The 15,233-nt window shown below is 74.2% G+C and carries 15 protein-coding genes; 4 read left to right on the forward strand and 11 right to left on the reverse strand.

Features of this window, described 5'->3' with window-relative positions; translation table 11 throughout:
- Window positions 1-16: 16 nt before the first annotated feature.
- The 8 genes from ABZ172_RS08395 to ABZ172_RS08430 all read right to left on the reverse strand — a co-directional run bounded on the left by ABZ172_RS08395 (window position 17) and on the right by ABZ172_RS08430 (window position 7,209).
- Window positions 17-766 (reverse strand): hypothetical protein, encoded by a 750-nt coding sequence (locus tag ABZ172_RS08395; protein WP_356881476.1) that lies wholly within the window; start codon window positions 764-766, stop codon window positions 17-19.
- A 162-nt stretch (window positions 767-928) separates the two neighbouring features.
- The gene (locus tag ABZ172_RS08400) at window positions 929-1,123 is read right to left on the reverse strand and encodes a hypothetical protein (protein ID WP_356881478.1); all 195 of its coding nucleotides are present in this window, start codon (window positions 1,121-1,123) and stop codon (window positions 929-931) included.
- 135 nt (window positions 1,124-1,258) lie between these two features.
- Window positions 1,259-2,143, reverse strand: coding sequence for a phosphatidylinositol-specific phospholipase C/glycerophosphodiester phosphodiesterase family protein (locus ABZ172_RS08405; protein ID WP_356881480.1), 885 nt, complete (start codon window positions 2,141-2,143; stop codon window positions 1,259-1,261).
- A gap of 213 nt (window positions 2,144-2,356) precedes the next feature.
- On the reverse strand, window positions 2,357-3,475 hold the full coding sequence (locus ABZ172_RS08410; protein ID WP_356881482.1) for an acyl-CoA dehydrogenase family protein: 1,119 nt from the start codon (window positions 3,473-3,475) through the stop codon (window positions 2,357-2,359).
- Window positions 3,472-4,662, reverse strand: coding sequence for an acyl-CoA dehydrogenase family protein (locus ABZ172_RS08415; RefSeq protein WP_356881484.1), 1,191 nt, complete (start codon window positions 4,660-4,662; stop codon window positions 3,472-3,474). Before ABZ172_RS08415 ends, ABZ172_RS08410 begins: the two co-directional genes overlap by 4 nt.
- A complete protein-coding gene (locus tag ABZ172_RS08420; RefSeq protein WP_356881486.1) occupies window positions 4,659-5,627 on the reverse strand; it encodes an NADPH:quinone oxidoreductase family protein in 969 nt (322 codons plus the stop codon). The genes ABZ172_RS08415 and ABZ172_RS08420 overlap by 4 nt, the downstream gene beginning before the upstream one ends.
- A 102-nt stretch (window positions 5,628-5,729) precedes the next feature.
- On the reverse strand, window positions 5,730-6,329 hold the full coding sequence (locus ABZ172_RS08425; RefSeq protein ID WP_356881488.1) for an XRE family transcriptional regulator: 600 nt from the start codon (window positions 6,327-6,329) through the stop codon (window positions 5,730-5,732).
- Window positions 6,330-6,486: 157 nt separating this feature from the next.
- Window positions 6,487-7,209: a PIG-L family deacetylase gene (locus tag ABZ172_RS08430; RefSeq protein WP_356881490.1), complete on the reverse strand. Its 723-nt coding sequence runs from the start codon at window positions 7,207-7,209 to the stop codon at window positions 6,487-6,489.
- 308 nt (window positions 7,210-7,517) lie between these two features.
- Between ABZ172_RS08430 and ABZ172_RS08435 the strand changes: the two genes are divergently transcribed.
- Window positions 7,518-8,090, forward strand: a complete 573-nt coding sequence (locus ABZ172_RS08435; RefSeq protein ID WP_356881492.1) for a rhodanese-like domain-containing protein — start codon at window positions 7,518-7,520, stop codon at window positions 8,088-8,090.
- Window positions 8,091-8,093: 3 nt separating this feature from the next.
- Here the strand turns inward: ABZ172_RS08435 and ABZ172_RS08440 are convergent, their stop codons facing one another.
- The gene (locus ABZ172_RS08440) at window positions 8,094-9,395 is read right to left on the reverse strand and encodes an alpha/beta fold hydrolase (protein ID WP_356881494.1); all 1,302 of its coding nucleotides are present in this window, start codon (window positions 9,393-9,395) and stop codon (window positions 8,094-8,096) included.
- Window positions 9,396-9,726: 331 nt separating this feature from the next.
- Between ABZ172_RS08440 and ABZ172_RS08445 the strand changes: the two genes are divergently transcribed.
- Together ABZ172_RS08445 and ABZ172_RS08450 are read left to right on the forward strand one after the other, a co-directional pair.
- The gene (locus ABZ172_RS08445; RefSeq protein ID WP_356881496.1) at window positions 9,727-10,701 is read left to right on the forward strand and encodes an acetylxylan esterase; all 975 of its coding nucleotides are present in this window, start codon (window positions 9,727-9,729) and stop codon (window positions 10,699-10,701) included.
- Window positions 10,702-10,821: 120 nt separating this feature from the next.
- Window positions 10,822-11,982 (forward strand): Gfo/Idh/MocA family oxidoreductase, encoded by a 1,161-nt coding sequence (locus tag ABZ172_RS08450; protein WP_356881498.1) that lies wholly within the window; start codon window positions 10,822-10,824, stop codon window positions 11,980-11,982.
- A 187-nt stretch (window positions 11,983-12,169) separates the two neighbouring features.
- On the opposite strand, the gene ABZ172_RS08455 is transcribed toward ABZ172_RS08450, so the two are convergent.
- Window positions 12,170-12,853: an alpha/beta hydrolase gene (locus ABZ172_RS08455; protein WP_356881501.1), complete on the reverse strand. Its 684-nt coding sequence runs from the start codon at window positions 12,851-12,853 to the stop codon at window positions 12,170-12,172.
- A 197-nt stretch (window positions 12,854-13,050) separates the two neighbouring features.
- Window positions 13,051-13,494, reverse strand: coding sequence for a nitroreductase family deazaflavin-dependent oxidoreductase (locus tag ABZ172_RS08460; protein WP_356881503.1), 444 nt, complete (start codon window positions 13,492-13,494; stop codon window positions 13,051-13,053).
- Window positions 13,495-13,817: 323 nt separating this feature from the next.
- Between ABZ172_RS08460 and ABZ172_RS08465 the strand changes: the two genes are divergently transcribed.
- Window positions 13,818-15,179, forward strand: coding sequence for an FAD-dependent oxidoreductase (locus tag ABZ172_RS08465; protein ID WP_356881505.1), 1,362 nt, complete (start codon window positions 13,818-13,820; stop codon window positions 15,177-15,179).
- The last annotated feature ends 54 nt before the right edge of the window (window positions 15,180-15,233 follow it).

The raw sequence follows: 15,233 nt of genomic DNA on the forward strand, positions 1-15,233 counted from the left end.
CTGCGGGCCCGGCCGCTCAGTTCACCGGCCGCCGGCCGCCCGGCTTGGTGGAGCGGCCCTCGACGAGTGCGCGCCGGATCTGCGCGGCGGTCGCACGGGCGTGGTCCGAGGTCGCCGTGCGGTCGGCCACCGAGGTGACGAAGCGGTGGGTCGGGCGCAGGCACTGGCCGCAGGGCGTGTCGGTGGTCAGCAGGTAGCCGTCCTCGCACTGGGGGTTCGCGCAGTGGCCGGGGCTGACGAGCGCCTCGGCGATCTCCTGGGGGGCCCAGCGGCGCCGGCCGTCCTCGTCCTTCTCGTGGAGGGCGTGGGACCAGCGGACGTTCCAGCGGCGTTCGAGCCGTTCCAGGAGCTGGTCGGGGGTGCGCCGGGCGAGTTCCTGGTGGATCAGGTCGTGCACCGTGCGGGGGTGGCGGTGGGCGAGTGCCTGGACCAGCGGTTGCGGAAGCGCCTGCAGGATGTAGGCGACCGGATCGCCCGCCGCGCGCTCGCGCCATCTGCGGCAGGGGCAGGGGCCCTCGGCGGGCAGCGCGCTCTGGCACCGGCCGCACCGGCCGCGGCACTCCGCGCAGAGCCCGTCGTCGAGCCCGTCCAGGTGGGGTGCGGGTGCGCGTCCGCAGTCCCGGCAGCAGGCGGCGCAGGGGCCGCACAGGCGTTCGTCGCCGAGCTTCGTCGTCCACTGCCGCTGCTGGCAGCGGCAGCACAGGGCGTTGTTGCAGTACTCGTGGTGCGCGGCGCCCGACTGCCGCCCGGGGTGAGGGAAGGACATGCGTGCGTTCTCCAGGTGCGTGGCCCGGACCGGTGCGGTCCGGGCCCTGTCGACACGGAGCGCGCGGAGCGCCCCCGTCGACCGTATCGCCCCGGTGGGGTGCCGCGGGCCGCGGTGCCGTGATCGGACCGGTTCTCCGCGGTCCCGTGGGCACCCGCGCCCTCAGGGCCTGAGGCCGCTGACGACGTCCGCGGTGGCGGTGATCCCCTCGTGGATGGTGGGCGCCATGCTGGTGCCCGCGAGGAGGAAGCCCAGCAGTCCGCACACGATCGCGTGCGAGAGCTTGAGACCGCCGTTGCGCAGGAAGATCACTGCGAGGACCAGCAGGAGCAGCACCACTGAGATCGAAACGGCCATCGCCAACCTCCTCCGCCGCGCCGGATCGGCGGCCTTCGGCGGCCAGTGTGGCGCAGCGGGGAGGCCGTTCGGCGCACTGGCGTGTCCGCCGAACGGGCGGTCACGCACGGTGACCGCTGACGGGGGTGCTCCGGGTCAGCCGCCGACGCGGGCGAGGGCCGGGCGTCGGCGGAGGAAGGCTTCGAGGCCGGCCAGATCGTCGGTGTTGAGGTGGTCGACGTCCGCGGCGACGAGCTCGGCCCAGACCGCGTCGCGGGCCGGGCCGGCGGTGTCCGGCGTGGCCCAGAAGCGGACCCGCTGCCCGTGGGCGTGGGCCGCCGAGACGAAGGTGCGCAGCCGGTCCCGCTCGGCGGCGGGGAACGGGCCGGTCCCCTGCCAGCCGAAGCTCGTGGTCCAGTTCCCGCTGACGAGCGGCATGAAGGAGGCGGGCACGCCGGTTCCGAGGTCCTCGGGCCGGCCGTCGTAGAAGGCGTACCGGGTGGTCTGCGCCTCCATCGGGAGGCGGGCGGCCCGGTCTCCGGAGATGACGCAGGTGACCGCGCCGGGGCGGACCCTCCCGTGGACGGACCGGCTGAGGACGGAGCGGTAGCGGCGGAGCACACGGTCGAGCGCGAGGTAGGCGGCGGCGCCGTCGGTCTTGAGGTCGATCAGCAGGTGCAGCGGGCCGGGGTGCCCCGCGTACACGGAGCCGTGGTGGGCGCGGATCCGGGCGAGCAGCGGGTCGAGGTAGAGCGAGACCAGGGTGCGCGCGGGGTCGAGGCTCTCGGCCTCGTGGGCGACGAGGAGTTCGCCGTCGACGAGGAAGACGTCCGCCTCGACGCTGGTGAAGCCGTGGGCGAGCGCGTCGTGCAGGGGGCGCGGGTGCAGGTAGTCGTTGTGCGCGTGGGCGCGGGCCAGCGGACGGGGACCGTGCGGACGGGCGGCGGGCGTCGCGGCGGCGGCCCGTGCCGGGACGAGGGCGCCCGCGGCCGCGGTGGCGAGGGCGGTGGTGACGACTCTGCGACGGGTCAGGTGTGCCATGGGGTCTCCCTGAGGCGTTCGGGCGGGCAGAGCGGGCGTGGGGACGCCCTGAGTATGGGCGGCGGAAGCCCTCTATAGGCAGGTACCTGCCAAGAGTTGAGCATCCCGTCGCCCGCGCGTCGGCTGCGCTGCGCCCGCCGTTCTCCCGGTCCGCCTCCCGGACGGCGCGGGGCGGGGCCCGGACGGATGCCCCGGCCCCGCACCGCGTCCCCGCTACGGGGCCGGGAGCTCCACCAGCGCGGCCACCGAAGCGCGGTGGCGTCCCGCGGTGCCGTAGGCGAGGGAGTCCGCCTTGGCCCGCTTCAGATACAGGTGCGCGGGGTGCTCCCACGTCATCCCGATCCCGCCGTGCAGCTGGACGCACTCCTCGGCCGCGCGCACGGCGGCCCCGGAGCAGTAGGCCTGCGCCACGGCGACCGCGAGCGGGGCGTCGGGGCTGCCGGTCGCCAGGGCGTCGGCGGCGTTGCGGGCGGCGGCGCGTGCCGAGACGAGCTCCAGCCAGAGCTGGGCCATGCGGTGCTTGAGCGCCTGGAACGAGCCCACCGGCCGGTTGAACTGGTGGCGTTCGCGGGTGTACCGGACGGTCTCGGTCAGGCACCACTCGGCCAGCCCGAGCTGCTCGGAGGCCAGCAGTCCGGCGCCGGCCAGCAGCCCCCGGCCCACCGCGTCGGCCGCGGGACCCGCATCCGCGAGGCGGGTGCCGGCCGCGCCGGTGAGGGTGACCGTGGCCACCGGGCGGGTCAGGTCCAGCGGGACGAGCGGCTGTACGGCGACGCCGTCCCCGCCGGTCTCCACCGCGTACAGGCCGTCGGCGGTGGGCACCAGCAGCACATCGGCCGCGGCGGCCTCGGCGACGCCGGTCACGGTCCTCTCCAGGGTGCCGGTCATCGCCGCGGCGTCACCGGGCGGCGTGGTGAACGGCAGGGCGAGGACGGCGACCCTGCCGCCCGAGGCGAGCTCCCCGAGGAGCACGGCGGCCGGGCCTCCGTCGGCCGCCAGCGCGAGCAGGATCTCGGTGGCGACCACGGCGCTGGTCAGGTACGGGGCCGGGGCGACGCTGCGCCCGAGTTCCTCCAGGACCACCGCCGCCTCGCGGTGGGTGGCGCCCTGGCCGCCCAGCTCCTCCGGGACCAGCAGCCCCGCCGCGCCGATCCCGGCGGACAGCGACTCCCACAGCCGCGGGTCGTAGGGCGTGCCGGACTCCGTGCGGGCGATCACGTCCGGTGCGGCGGCACGGTCGGCCAGCAGGGCACGCACCGCGGACCGCAGGTCGTCCTCGGCTTCCGAGTAGAGCAGGTCGGGGGTCCGGTCGGCTCGGGTCTGCTCGGTCATCGGGCGAGGTCCTTCCAGGCGACGTCCTTGTCGTTGCGGGGTTCCGCGGGCAGGCCGAGGACGCGTTCGGCGACGATGTTCAGCAGGACCTCGCTCGTGCCGCCCTCGATGGAGTTGCCCTTGGACCGCAGGTAGCGGTAGCCGGCGTCCCGTCCGGTGAAGTCGACGAGCTCCGGGCGGCGCATGGTCCAGTCCTCGTACAGCAGGCCCTCGTCGCCGAGGAGCTCCACCTCCAGCCCGCTGATCTCCTGGTTGAGCCGGGCGAACGCGAGCTTCATGCCCGAGCCCTCCGGGCCCGGCTGCCCCGCGACGAGCTGCTGGCGCAGCCGTTCGCCGGTCAGGCGGGCGACCTCGGCCTCGACCCACAGGGTGAGCAGCCGCTGGTGGAGGTCGTGGGTGCGCAGGCCGGGCCGTTCGCGCCAGGTCTTCGCGACGGTGCCGATCATGCCGCCCTCGCGGGGGATGCGGGCTCCGCCGATCGAGACGCGCTCGTTCATGAGGGTGGTCTGTGCGACCTTCCAGCCGTCACCGACCGGGCCGAGGCGCCTGCTGTCCGGGATGCGCACCCCGGTGAGGAAGACCTCGTTGAACTCGGCCTCGCCGGTGATCTGCCGGAGCGGCCGCACCTCCACGCCGGGGTCGGTCATGTCGCAGACGAAGTAGCTGATGCCGCGGTGCTTGGGGACGTCCGGGTCGGTGCGGGCGATCAGGATCGCCCAGCGGGCCAGATGGGCGCTGGACGTCCAGACCTTCTGGCCGTCGACCACCCAGTCCTCCCCGTCCCTGACCGCGCGGGTGCCGAGCGCGGCGAGGTCGGACCCGGCGCCGGGCTCGCTGAAGAGCTGGCACCACACCTCGTCGCCGGTCCACAGCGGCCTCAGGAAGCGCTGCTTCTGCTCCTCGGTGCCGTAGCCGAGGATCGTCGGGGCGGCCATGCCGAGGCCGATGCCGATGCGGCGAGGATCGTTGTCGGGGGCTCCGGCGGCGGTGAGCGCGTCGTCGACGACCGGTTGCAGGGAGCGCGGCGCGTCGAGACCGCCGAGCCCGACGGGGTAGTGCACCCAGGCCAGGCCCGCGTCGAAGCGCGCCCTGAGGAAGTCGGTCCGGCCGGTGGTGGCCGGCGGGTGGGCGGCCAGCAGCTCACGGGTCAGCCGGCGGATCTGCGAGGCGTCGGGGGCGGTGCTCATCGGTCGCCTCCCGACGGCAGGACGACGATACGGCCGGTGCTGGTGCCGTCGGCGACCCGCTGGACGGCCCGGGCCGCGTCGGCCATCGGGACGCGCTCGCTGATCAGCGGCTTGACGACGCCCTGCGCGGCGAGTGCGGAGAGCTCGTCGTGGCAGGCGCGGACGGCGGCGGGGTCCTTGGTGTTGTAGAGGCCCCAGTGCAGTCCGACGACCGAGTAGTTCTTGACCAGCGCGTGGTTGAGCGCCGGGGTGGGGACGACGCCGCTCGCGAAGCCGACGACGACCACACGGCCCTCGAAGGCGATGCACTTGACGGACTTGGCGTAGGCGTCGCCGCCGACCGGGTCGTAGACGACGTCCGCGCCCCGTCCCGCGGTGGCCTCCTTGACCACCGCGACGATGTCCTCGCTGCGTCGGTCGACGACCAGGTCGCATCCGAGGCTGCGGGCGACGGCGGCCTTCTCGGGCCCGCCGACGACTCCGATGACCGTGGCGCCCGCGGCCTTGCCGAGCTGGACGGCGGCGCTGCCCACGCCGCCCGCCGCCGCGTGGACCAGCAGCGTCTCCCCCGCCTGCAGCCGGGCGCGCCGGTGCAGTCCGAACCAGCCGGTCTGGTAGCCGATGTGCAGTGCGGCGGCCTCGGCGTCGTCCAGCGCGTCGGGGGCCGGCAGCAGGGCCGCCTCGTCCGCCACGACGTACTCGGCGAAGCCGCCGTGCGGGAGGGCGGGGGTGGCGAGCACCCGGCGTCCGTCCTGTGTCTCGCCGCAGACCTCCACCCCGGGGGTGAAGGGCAGCGGGGGCCTCACCTGGTACTGGCCGCGGCAGAGCAGCGCGTCGGGGAAGTTGATGTTCGCGGCGCGCACCGTGATCAGCGCCTGCCCGTCCCCGGGGACCGGCCGGTCCGTCTCCCCGAGCTCCATCACCTCGCCCGGCTCGCCGTTCCGGTGCACTCGCCATGCCTGCATGAGGGGCCTCCACAACACTGTCGGCAATACCACTGCTCCGGCGCATACTAAGCGGTCGCTTGCCCCTCTGGGAACACCCCGCACCCACCGGCCGGACCCGGTTCACGAGCGCTTCGGCCGGGCCCTGACGTGCATGCGCTCACCCTGCGGTCCGAAGAGGCTCAGGAACTCGACCGGCTCGTCGCCCGCGGGGCCGAACCAGTGCGGGAGCCTGGTGTCGAACTCGGCGGCCTCGCCGGGGGCGAGGACGAGATCGTGCTCGGCGAGCTTGAGGCGCAGCCGCCCGTTGAGCACGTACACCCACTCGTACCCCTCGTGGGTGCGCTGCTCGGCGCTCTCGGTGCAGGGCACGTCCTGGACGACCTTGTACGCCTGGAGACCCCCGGGCCGGGAGGTGAGCGGCAGGAAGGTCTTCGAGCCGTACACGATGGGCTTCGCCTTGACCCGCGGGTCACTCACCGGCGGCGCCCCGACGAGGTCGTCGAGCGGCACCTCGTGGGCCCGGGCGATGGGCAGCAGCAGCTCCAGGCTGGGACGGCGCCCGCCGGACTCCAGCCGGGACAGGGTGGAGACGGAGATCCCGGTCACCTCGGAGAGCGCCGCGAGGGTCACCCCCCGGTCCTTGCGGAGCCGCCGCAGCCGCGGACCGACCCCGGTGAGCACGGCGTCGAGTTCAGGGTCGTCCTGCTTCTGTTCGGTCATGGCACCCATTGCAGAATCAGCAATCCCGTTTGTCAATCGGTGCGAGTCCCGGGGCCCCGGCCCGGCCCCTCCGGCGGCGCCGGGCCGGCGCGGGGGCGACCCGGGGGCGGCCCCAGGTCGGCACGCAGGACACGGGGCGGCGCCGGTGCGGCTCGGTTCAGCGCGCGAAGAGCTCGAAGGCGACGGCCGGGCGCCCGCCGAAGCGCTCGGCGGCGGCGGACGCGGTGCCGGTGAGGAACCTGCGGCAGTACGCCTCCGGCTCCTCGTCCGTCAGCACCTCGATGTAGCTGCGGTGGGCCAGCAGCGACCGCACCGACCGCTCGAACCCCGGCGCCGCGTCGACCGCGTGCGTGGGCCGGTCCGTGCCGGCCACCGCGACCCAGCGCACCCCGTCCCACGGGTCGAGCCCCGGCTCGGGGAAGATCCAGCGGTTGCCCGCGTCCCCCGCCGCGTCGAGCGCGGCCCGGCCGACCGCGCGGTGGTCCGGGGAGTTCCACGCCGTCCCGCCCCAGGTGTCGCGGTGGTTGAGGGTGATGATGAGCTCGGGCCGGTGGCGGCGGACGGCGCGGGCGATGTCGCGGCGGAGGGCCGTGCCGTACTCGATCACACCGTCCCGGTGGTCGAGGAACTCCACCGAGGTGACGCCGACGGCCGCGGCGCTCGCCCGCTGCTCCCGCTCCCGCAGCGGCGCGCAGTCGGCGGGCGCGATCGTGTCGATACCGGCCTCGCCGCGGGTCACGAGGAGGTAGCCGACCTCACGGCCCTCGTCGGTCCAGCCGGCGACGGCCGCGGCGCAGCCGTACTCCAGGTCGTCGGGGTGCGCGACCACGGCGAGCGCGCGGCGCCAGTCCGTGGGCATGGGCTCCAACTGCTGTGTCATGCGCAGCAGGCTAAGGGCTGTCCCGCGCTCCCCGGTGGACGCGCGACGACGGTTGCGGCAGCCGGCGGCACGGCGGGGCCGTTCACGTGCACACGGCACGGAGGGCGGCGTTCCGGTCCGCGCCGCGCACCGCAGGCGCGGGGCCGGGCGCAGGCATGGCGGAAGGGGTTCGGGGCAGGGGCTGGGAGACGCGGGACCGGACGGGACCGACGGCCGATATACCCCCTCCGGTATTGTTGGCCGACCGGGGCCCGCGGCAGCGGGCGCCCCGGACCGCACCGTTCCGGCGACCGAAAGGACCCCCGCTCGTGATCAGCACCACCGCCCTGTCCCCCTCCGAGGCCGCCGCACGTCTGGAGGAGTTCACCGTCATCGACGTGCGGGCCCCCGGCGAGTACGCGTCCGGGCACGTGCCCGGCGCCCTGAACATCCCGCTCGACCGGCTCGCCGAGGCCCTCCCCGCCCTGAAGTCCGCGGCGGCCCGCGGCTCGCTGCTGGTGGTGTGCGCCTCCGGCGTCAGGTCCTCGCGGGCCTGCGAGATCCTCGCCGGGGCGGACGTCGACGCCGCCGCCCTGACCGGGGGCACCTCCGCCTGGGAGGGCGCCGGGCACGAGTTGGACCGGCCGGCGGGCGCCCGGGCCGTCTGGCCGATGGAGCGCCAGGTGCGCCTCGCCGCCGGTTCGCTGGTGGTGGCCGGCCTGCTGGCGGGCCGGCGCCTCCCGGCGGCACGCTGGCTGTCGGCGGGCATCGGCGCCGGCCTCGTGTTCTCCGCCGTCACGGACAGCTGCGGGATGGCGGCCGCCCTCGGCAGGCTCCCGCACAACCGCGCCCCGCAGGGGACGGCCGGTCTCGACGCCACGCTGGACGCCCTGCGGGGCTGACGGTCAGCGGTCGGCCTCGCCCCGCACCAGGGCGAGCAGCCGGTCCAGTACGTGCGGTCCGCCCGCGCGGACACCGTCATGCTCGTACTCGCTGGTGACCCAGGTGCGCAGTCCGCGGATCGAGGACGCGGTGCGCAGGGCGTGGCCGGTGTCCACGTACATGTCGTCGTGGTAGACGGCTGCGGCCACCGGCACCTCGTTGGCCGCGAGCCGCTCGGCGTCGTACAGGGCGGGCCAGTCGGTGCGGGCGGCGAGGAGCTCCGCCGTCTCGCGCAGCGGGCGGAGCGCCGGGTCCACGGTGAAGTGCCAGGGGTGGATGCTCTCCCCGGTGAAGAGCACGGGCCCGTCGCCCGCGAGTGCGGCGGCGGCGTCGAACTGCGGGAACTCCGCTCGGACGCGTTCGGCGGACCAGTCGGTGGGCCGCGCGCCCTGGCCGTAGATCGCCTCGTGCAGGAGGGCGTACAGCGGGTGCCCGGCGAACGAGGTGGCGGTGCGGACGGCCTCCTGGAAGGCGTCGGACAGCTCGGTGCCGTGCGGGCCCTCGACGAAGGCGTTCTCGAGCAGGTAGTGCAGCTGGTGGCTGCCGCCGCCCCCGCCCAGCATGATGCCGAGGGACTGGAAGCCCTCCGGCGTGAGGGTGTGTCCGGCGCTGTCGGGGCGATGCTCGGCGAGGTACCCGGCGATGGCGCGGGCCCGCTCGACGTCCTGCGGGTACCGGGCGTAGTGCGCGGCGACCTTGCGCTCGATCCTCGGGTACGCGGCCCGGTAGACCTCGTCGGCGTGCGCGTCGAGCGAGGGCAGACCGCCGGTGATGAGGACGGCGGCGAGGCCCTCGGGGGCAGCCGACAGGTAGTGGACCGCGCAGAAGCCGCCGAAGGACTGCCCGAGCACGGTCCAGGGGGCGCCGCCGGTGAGCCGGCCGCGGATCAGCTCGCAGTCGCGGACGATGCTGTCGGAGCGGAAGTGGGCGAGGTAATCGGCCTGTTCGCGCGGGCCTCCGCGCGTCGGCAGCGTCTGCCGGTTGGCCGGTGCGGACAGGCCGGTGCCGCGCTGGTCCAGGAGGAGCACGCGGAATTCGCGCACCGCGCGCCCGAGCCAGGCCTCCGCGCCGATGAAGCGACGGGCGCCGAAGCCGGGGCCGCCCTCCAGATAGACCAGCCAGGGCAGGTCGTCGGTGGGCCGACCGGCGGCCACGACCTCACGGGCGAAGAGCTCGATCGTCTCGCCGTCGGGCCGGTCGTGGTCGAGGGGAACCGTGAACCGGCGGTCGGTGAGGACGAGGCCGGGCTGGCGATAGCTGTTCAAGGGGACTCCTGTATCCGGTGCTTCCCGGACAGTTCAGCACATCACCGCCCCCGTCCGGTCAGGGCCCGGCGCACACCCGTTCCGGCGCCACCGCGGGGAGGAGCGCCCGGTCCGCCCGTCCGGTCCCGCCGGTCCGCGGCCTCCGGGACGAGCGCCGCGGGGGTGTCCGCCCGCGCTCGGTGCGGTCCGCCGGTCCCGGAGGCCCCGCCGCAGGGATCCGGACGGCGCACCGGCGGGGCGTTCTCCCGCCGGGCGGGCCCATGGTGACGCCCGGACCGGCCGTCGTACGGTGTGACCGTTCCTTCACCCTCGCTGAGTGAGGCGGTCCGCCGTGGCTCTGTTCGATCTTCCCCTCGATGAACTCCGCACGTACCGCAGCCGGTCGGTGGAGCCCGAGGACTTCGACGCGTTCTGGTCATCGACCCTCGACGAGGCGAGGACCCATGATCTGGACGCCCGCTTCGAACTGTGCGCGGACCTGGGGCTCACCACCGTCGACGTGTACGACGTGACGTTCGCCGGCTTCGGCGGCCATCCCGTCAAAGGCTGGTTCGTCGTACCGGCGGGAACGACCGAACCTCTCCCGGTGCTCGTGGAGTTCATCGGGTACGGCGGGGGACGCAGCCTGCCGCACGCCCACCTGCTCTGGGCCTCGGCCGGCCTGGCCCACTTCGTGATGGACACCCGGGGCCAGGGCAGCGGATGGGCCCCGGGCGACACCGCCGACCCGGTCGGCTCCGGCCCCTCCCTGGCCGGATTCATGACCCGGGGCATAGAGGACCCGGCCGGGTACTACTACCGCCGGGTGATCACGGACGCGGTGCGCGCGGTGGAGGCGGCACGCTCCCATCCGCTGGCCGACGCGTCCCGCACCGCGGCGATCGGGGTGAGCCAGGGCGGCGGGCTCGCCCTGGCGGCCGGAGGGCTGATCCCCGATCTGGCGGCTCTCGCCCCCGACGTCCCGTTCCTCTGCGACTTCCCCCGGGCGACCCGGGTGACCGACCGCAGGCCGTACCGCGAGATCGCCGACTACCTCAAGACCCACCGGGGCCGCGCGGAGCGGGCGTTCAGGACCCTCTCCTACTTCGACGGGGTCCACTTCGCGGCACGGGGCGGCGCACCGGCGCTGTTCTCGGTGGCCCTGGAGGACCAGACCTGCCCGCCCTCGTCGGTGTTCGCCGCGTACAACGCCTACGCGCACGCCGACAAGGAGATCGAGGTGTACGAGTACAACGACCACGAGGGCGGCGGAACGTTCCAGCAGGCGGCTCAGCTCGCCCGGCTGCCCCGCCTGCTCAAGGCCTGATATGCACTGCGGTCCGGACGCCTCGGCCAGGCCCCCTTGACCGGACTCGGGCGCGGAGCCTAGGTTCCCGGGGCGAAAGCGCTTGCCCTCCGGCGGGCGCCCGCATCTGCGCCTGAAGGGGTGTTCGTCACGACCAGCAATCCCTCCCGCCCGGAGCCGGTGCGGGTCGCGATCGTGGGCACGGGCGGCATCGCGCGGGGCAGCCATCTGCCCGCACTGACCTCGCTCGCCGCCGGGCAGCCGTTGGAGATCGTCGCCGCGGTCGACGTGGACGCGGCCGCGGTCGACGCGTTCTGCTCGGACGCCGGCATCGCGCACGCGTACACCGACCTCGGCCGGATGCTCGCCGAGCGGCGTCCGCACCTGGTCGTCCTCGCCACCCCGCCCCGGTTCCACCGCGACCAGACGGTCGCCGCACTGCGCGCCGGGGCGTGGGTGTGGTGCGAGAAGCCGCCCTGCCCCTCGCTGGAGGACTTCGACGCCATCGAGGCGGCGGAGGGTTCGCCGGGCGGCCCGTACGCGGCGATCGTGTTCCAGCACCGCTTCGGTTCGGGTGCGCGGCACGTCCGGGGACTGCTCGACGCGCAGGCCATGGGCAGACCGCTGGTGGCTCACTGCCAGACCACCTGGTACCGGGACCGCGCGTACTACTCCGTTCCGTGGCGGGGCAGTTGGAGCAGCGAGGGCGGCGGCCCCTCGATGGGGCACGGCATCCACCAGATGGATCTGCTGCTGGATCTGCTGGGCCCGTGGACGGAGATCCGGGCGATGGCGGGGCGGCTGGTGCACGACGTGGAGACGGAGGACGTCTCCACCGCCCTCGTCCGCTTCGAGAACGGCGCCCTGGCCACCGTGGTCAACAGCGTGCTCAGTCCGGACGAGGTCAGCCGGATCCGGATCGACTGCGAGCGGGCCACGGTCGAGCTCACCCATCTGTACGGGCACCGCAACGCGGACTGGTTCATCACGCCGTCCCCGGAGGTCCCCTCCGAGGAGCTGGACGCCTGGCGGAACTTCGGAGCGGACGTGCCCAGCTCGCACGAGGCCCAGCTCAGGGGTCTCCTGGAGGATCTGAGGGCCGGGCGCAGACCGCGGAGCAGCGGAGCGGACGGCCGCAAGAGCCTCGAACTGGTCGCGGCGCTCTACAAGGCGGCCTTCACCGGGGCGACCGTCCGGGCGGGCGAGATCGGGCCCGGCGACCCCTTCTACGGCGCGCTGCACGGCGGGTCCCCCGGCTGGGCGCCGAAGAGCCCGGCCGGGTCCGCGGCGCTCAAGGCGTGAGGACGGCGACGGACCCCGTCCGCCGGGGCGGCGCCCCGGTCCCCGTGGTGCCGGACGACCTGTCCGCCGCAGGACTCCGGCATCCGCCGCCGGACGCGGGGAGCGTGTCCGCGTCCGGGGCGAGAAGGTCCTCCGCCGGGGCGGCGGAGCACCACCGGCCGCGGTCCGAGCACCCGACCCGGTGCCATCAGGAGTCGGCGGCCTCCGCCAGGACGCGGGCGAGTGCGCGGGGACGGGTGACCATCGGCCAGTGACCCGAGTCGAGGTCCAGGTACTCGAGGTGAGTGGCGCGGGCGAGCTCGGGGCTCTCACCTGCGGCGATCCACTCCTCGGCCTGGGCGGGGGCGAACTCGGGGCAGACGACCACGACGGGGACGCCGAAGCGGCGCTCGTCGGTCAGCCGCACGACTCCCCTGGCGACCGCCTCGGGGACGGGAACGGCGGCGGACGCGAAGCGGTCCCGGGCCCGCTGGTCCAGGTCAGCGGCGTCCGCGCCCTCGAAGGGGCCCCAGCCCGGGAAGGGCATGACGCCGTCCTCGACCGGGAAGAAATCGGCGTAGGCCCGGCCGTCGGCGGCCGGGAAGCCGCCGATCAGGGCGACCTTGGCCACCTTCTCCGGTCGCGCGTCGGCGGCCAGCCAGGCCAGGGTCGCTGCCGCCGAGTGCCCTGCCACCAGAAGCTTTCCGGGCGCCGCGTCAACCGCGGCGAGGACCGCTTCCCGCTGGTCGTCGAGCGTCGCGGATGCGGTGCCGTCGCCCTGGCCCGGGAGGGTGACCGGCACCGGACGGTGTCCGAGCGCGGTGAGTTCGGGTACGACGTCGTCCCAGGCGGATCCGTCGAGCCACAGGCCGGCGATGAGCAGGATGTCCACGGCGGGTCTCCCGAAGAGTCGTCAGATCTGGTTGCCGGCACGCTACCGGGAGGCTCTGACACCGGGCTCGGGTGAGTGTGCGGCGGCCATGGATAACTGCGGCTCGGCCCCTGCCGATCCTGGGCACCCCCGTGCGGTCGCAACGACACGCCCGGGGGCCGGGAGGAGGACCGTGCGGCCGCCTCCCGGCCCCCGGCTCAGCTCGCCCCGGCCGCGGAGAGGACGAAGACGGGGATCTCCCGGTCGGTCTTGCTCTGGTAGTCGGCGTAGTCGGGGAACGCCTCGACCGCCCGGCTCCACCACAGGGCCTTCTCCTCGCCCGTGACCTCGCGGGCGGTCATGTCCTGGAGCACGGTCCCGTCCCGCAGCTCCACATGGGGATCGGCCAGCACGTTGTGGTACCAGACGGGGTGCTGGGGAGCGCCGCCGAGCGAGGCCACCGCGGCGTACTGCCCGTCGTGCTCGACCCGCATCAGCGGGGTCTTGCGCAGCTTGCCGCTCTTGGCGCCGCGCGTCGTCAGGAGGATGACGGGCATGCCCCGCATGGTGGTGCCCTGGGTCCCGCCGGAGCTCTCGATGAGTTCGACCTGCTCACGGACCCACGTCGTCGGGCTCGGCTCGTACTCGCCTTCCATCGGCATGGCACATGCTCCTCTCGTCGGAAAGCCGTGATCGTGTGCCCATCATGACTCCGGCACCGGCCGGGATCACGCAGGGACACCGGCGTACAGCCTGCCCGCCCCGTGGTGTCTCATTCTCCGGACCGGCGTGAGACGGGTGGAGGGCGGTCCCTCGACGGAATCCGGAGCAATTACGCACCGTACGTAGCCGTATGTACGAAATATCCCCTCGCCCCGCGCCCGGGCTTCCCGTGCACAGGCCGTACCGTGGGTGCAGCGGAGTAAGCCAAGCCTTACCCCGCCGCACTCTGCCCGCGCTCGTCCGCCCTAAGGAACAACACTCCATGACACGCCCCGTCCGCGTCGCCATCGTCGGAGCCGGTCCCGCCGGAATCTACGCAGCGGACGCGCTTCTCAAGTCCGAGGCCGCCCAGGAGCCGGGCGTATCGATCGACCTGTTCGAGCGTATGCCCGCCCCCTTCGGCCTGATCCGCTACGGAGTGGCTCCCGACCACCCGCGGATCAAGGGCATCGTCAAGGCGCTGCACCAGGTCCTCGACAAGCCCCAGCTGCGGCTGTTCGGCAATGTGAGCTACCCCGACGACATCGGGCTGGACGACCTGCGGTCCTTCTACGACGCGGTGATCTTCTCCACCGGCGCCGACGCCGACCGTGCCCTCGACATACCGGGGATCGAGCTCGACGGCTCCTACGGCGCCGCCGACTTCGTCGCCTGGTACGACGGACACCCCGAGGTGCCGCGCACCTGGCCGCTGGAGGCCGAGAAGGTCGCCGTGCTCGGCGTCGGCAACGTGGCCCTGGACGTCGCGCGCATCCTGGCCAAGACCGCGGACGAGCTGCTCCCGACGGAGATCCCGCCGAACGTCCACGCCGGTCTCCGGGCGAACAAGGCGCTGGAGGTGCACGTCTTCGGCCGTCGCGGGCCGGCCCAGGCGAAGTTCAGCCCGATGGAGCTGCGCGAGCTGGACCACTCGCCGAACATCGAGGTCATCGTCAACCCCGAGGACATCGACTACGACGAGGGCTCGATCGCCACCCGGCGGGAGAACAAGCAGGCCAACATGGTCGCCTCGACGCTGGAGAACTGGGCGATCCGCGATGTCGGCGAGCGCCCGCACAAGCTCTTCCTGCACTTCTTCGAGTCCCCGGTGGAGGTCGTCGGCGAGGACGGCCGCGTCGTCGCGCTGCGCACCGAGCGCACGGAGCTGGACGGCACGGGCAACGTCAGGGGCACGGGCCGGCACACCGACTGGGACGTGCAGAGCGTCTACCGTGCGGTCGGCTACTACTCCGAGGAGCTCCCGAAGCTGCCCTTCGACGTGGCCTCCGGGACGGTCCCGCACGCGGCCGGACGCGTGCTGACCGGCGGGGAGCCGATGGCCTCGGTCTATGTCACCGGCTGGATCAAGCGCGGTCCGATCGGCCTGATCGGGCACACCAAGGGCGACGCCAACGAGACCGTGGCCTGCCTGCTGGAGGACCACGCGGCCGGCCGGCTGCCCGCCCCGGCGGAGCCGGGGACCGACGCGGTCGTCGACTTCCTGGAGCAGCGCGGTGTCCGGTACACCACCAAGGAGGGCTGGCACCGCCTGGACGCCCACGAGCAGGCACTCGGCGCCGAGCAGGGCCGTGAGCGCGTCAAGGTGGTCGAGCGCGAGGCCATGCTGGACGCGTCCGGAGCCTGACGGCCACGGCCACACGTGCCCCCGGAGCCCCCTCGGCGGAGGGCTCCGGGGGCA

The sequence above is a fragment of the Streptomyces sp. NPDC006296 genome (assembly GCF_040613235.1).
Lineage (GTDB): Bacteria > Actinomycetota > Actinomycetes > Streptomycetales > Streptomycetaceae > Streptomyces.

What these genes read in the sequence shown, in the direction of transcription:
- ABZ172_RS08395 (WP_356881476.1), bottom strand. Translation starts at nt 766, where the DNA reads ATGTCCTTCCCTCACCCCGGGCGGCAGTCGGGCGCCGCGCACCACGAG.
- ABZ172_RS08400 (WP_356881478.1), bottom strand. Translation starts at nt 1,123, where the DNA reads ATGGCCGTTTCGATCTCAGTGGTGCTGCTCCTGCTGGTCCTCGCAGTG.
- ABZ172_RS08405 (WP_356881480.1), bottom strand. Translation starts at nt 2,143, where the DNA reads ATGGCACACCTGACCCGTCGCAGAGTCGTCACCACCGCCCTCGCCACC.
- ABZ172_RS08410 (WP_356881482.1), bottom strand. Translation starts at nt 3,475, where the DNA reads ATGACCGAGCAGACCCGAGCCGACCGGACCCCCGACCTGCTCTACTCG.
- ABZ172_RS08415 (WP_356881484.1), bottom strand. Translation starts at nt 4,662, where the DNA reads ATGAGCACCGCCCCCGACGCCTCGCAGATCCGCCGGCTGACCCGTGAG.
- ABZ172_RS08420 (WP_356881486.1), bottom strand. Translation starts at nt 5,627, where the DNA reads ATGCAGGCATGGCGAGTGCACCGGAACGGCGAGCCGGGCGAGGTGATG.
- ABZ172_RS08425 (WP_356881488.1), bottom strand. Translation starts at nt 6,329, where the DNA reads ATGACCGAACAGAAGCAGGACGACCCTGAACTCGACGCCGTGCTCACC.
- ABZ172_RS08430 (WP_356881490.1), bottom strand. Translation starts at nt 7,209, where the DNA reads ATGACACAGCAGTTGGAGCCCATGCCCACGGACTGGCGCCGCGCGCTC.
- ABZ172_RS08460 (WP_356881503.1), bottom strand. Translation starts at nt 13,494, where the DNA reads ATGCCGATGGAAGGCGAGTACGAGCCGAGCCCGACGACGTGGGTCCGT.
- ABZ172_RS08465 (WP_356881505.1), top strand. Translation starts at nt 13,818, where the DNA reads ATGACACGCCCCGTCCGCGTCGCCATCGTCGGAGCCGGTCCCGCCGGA.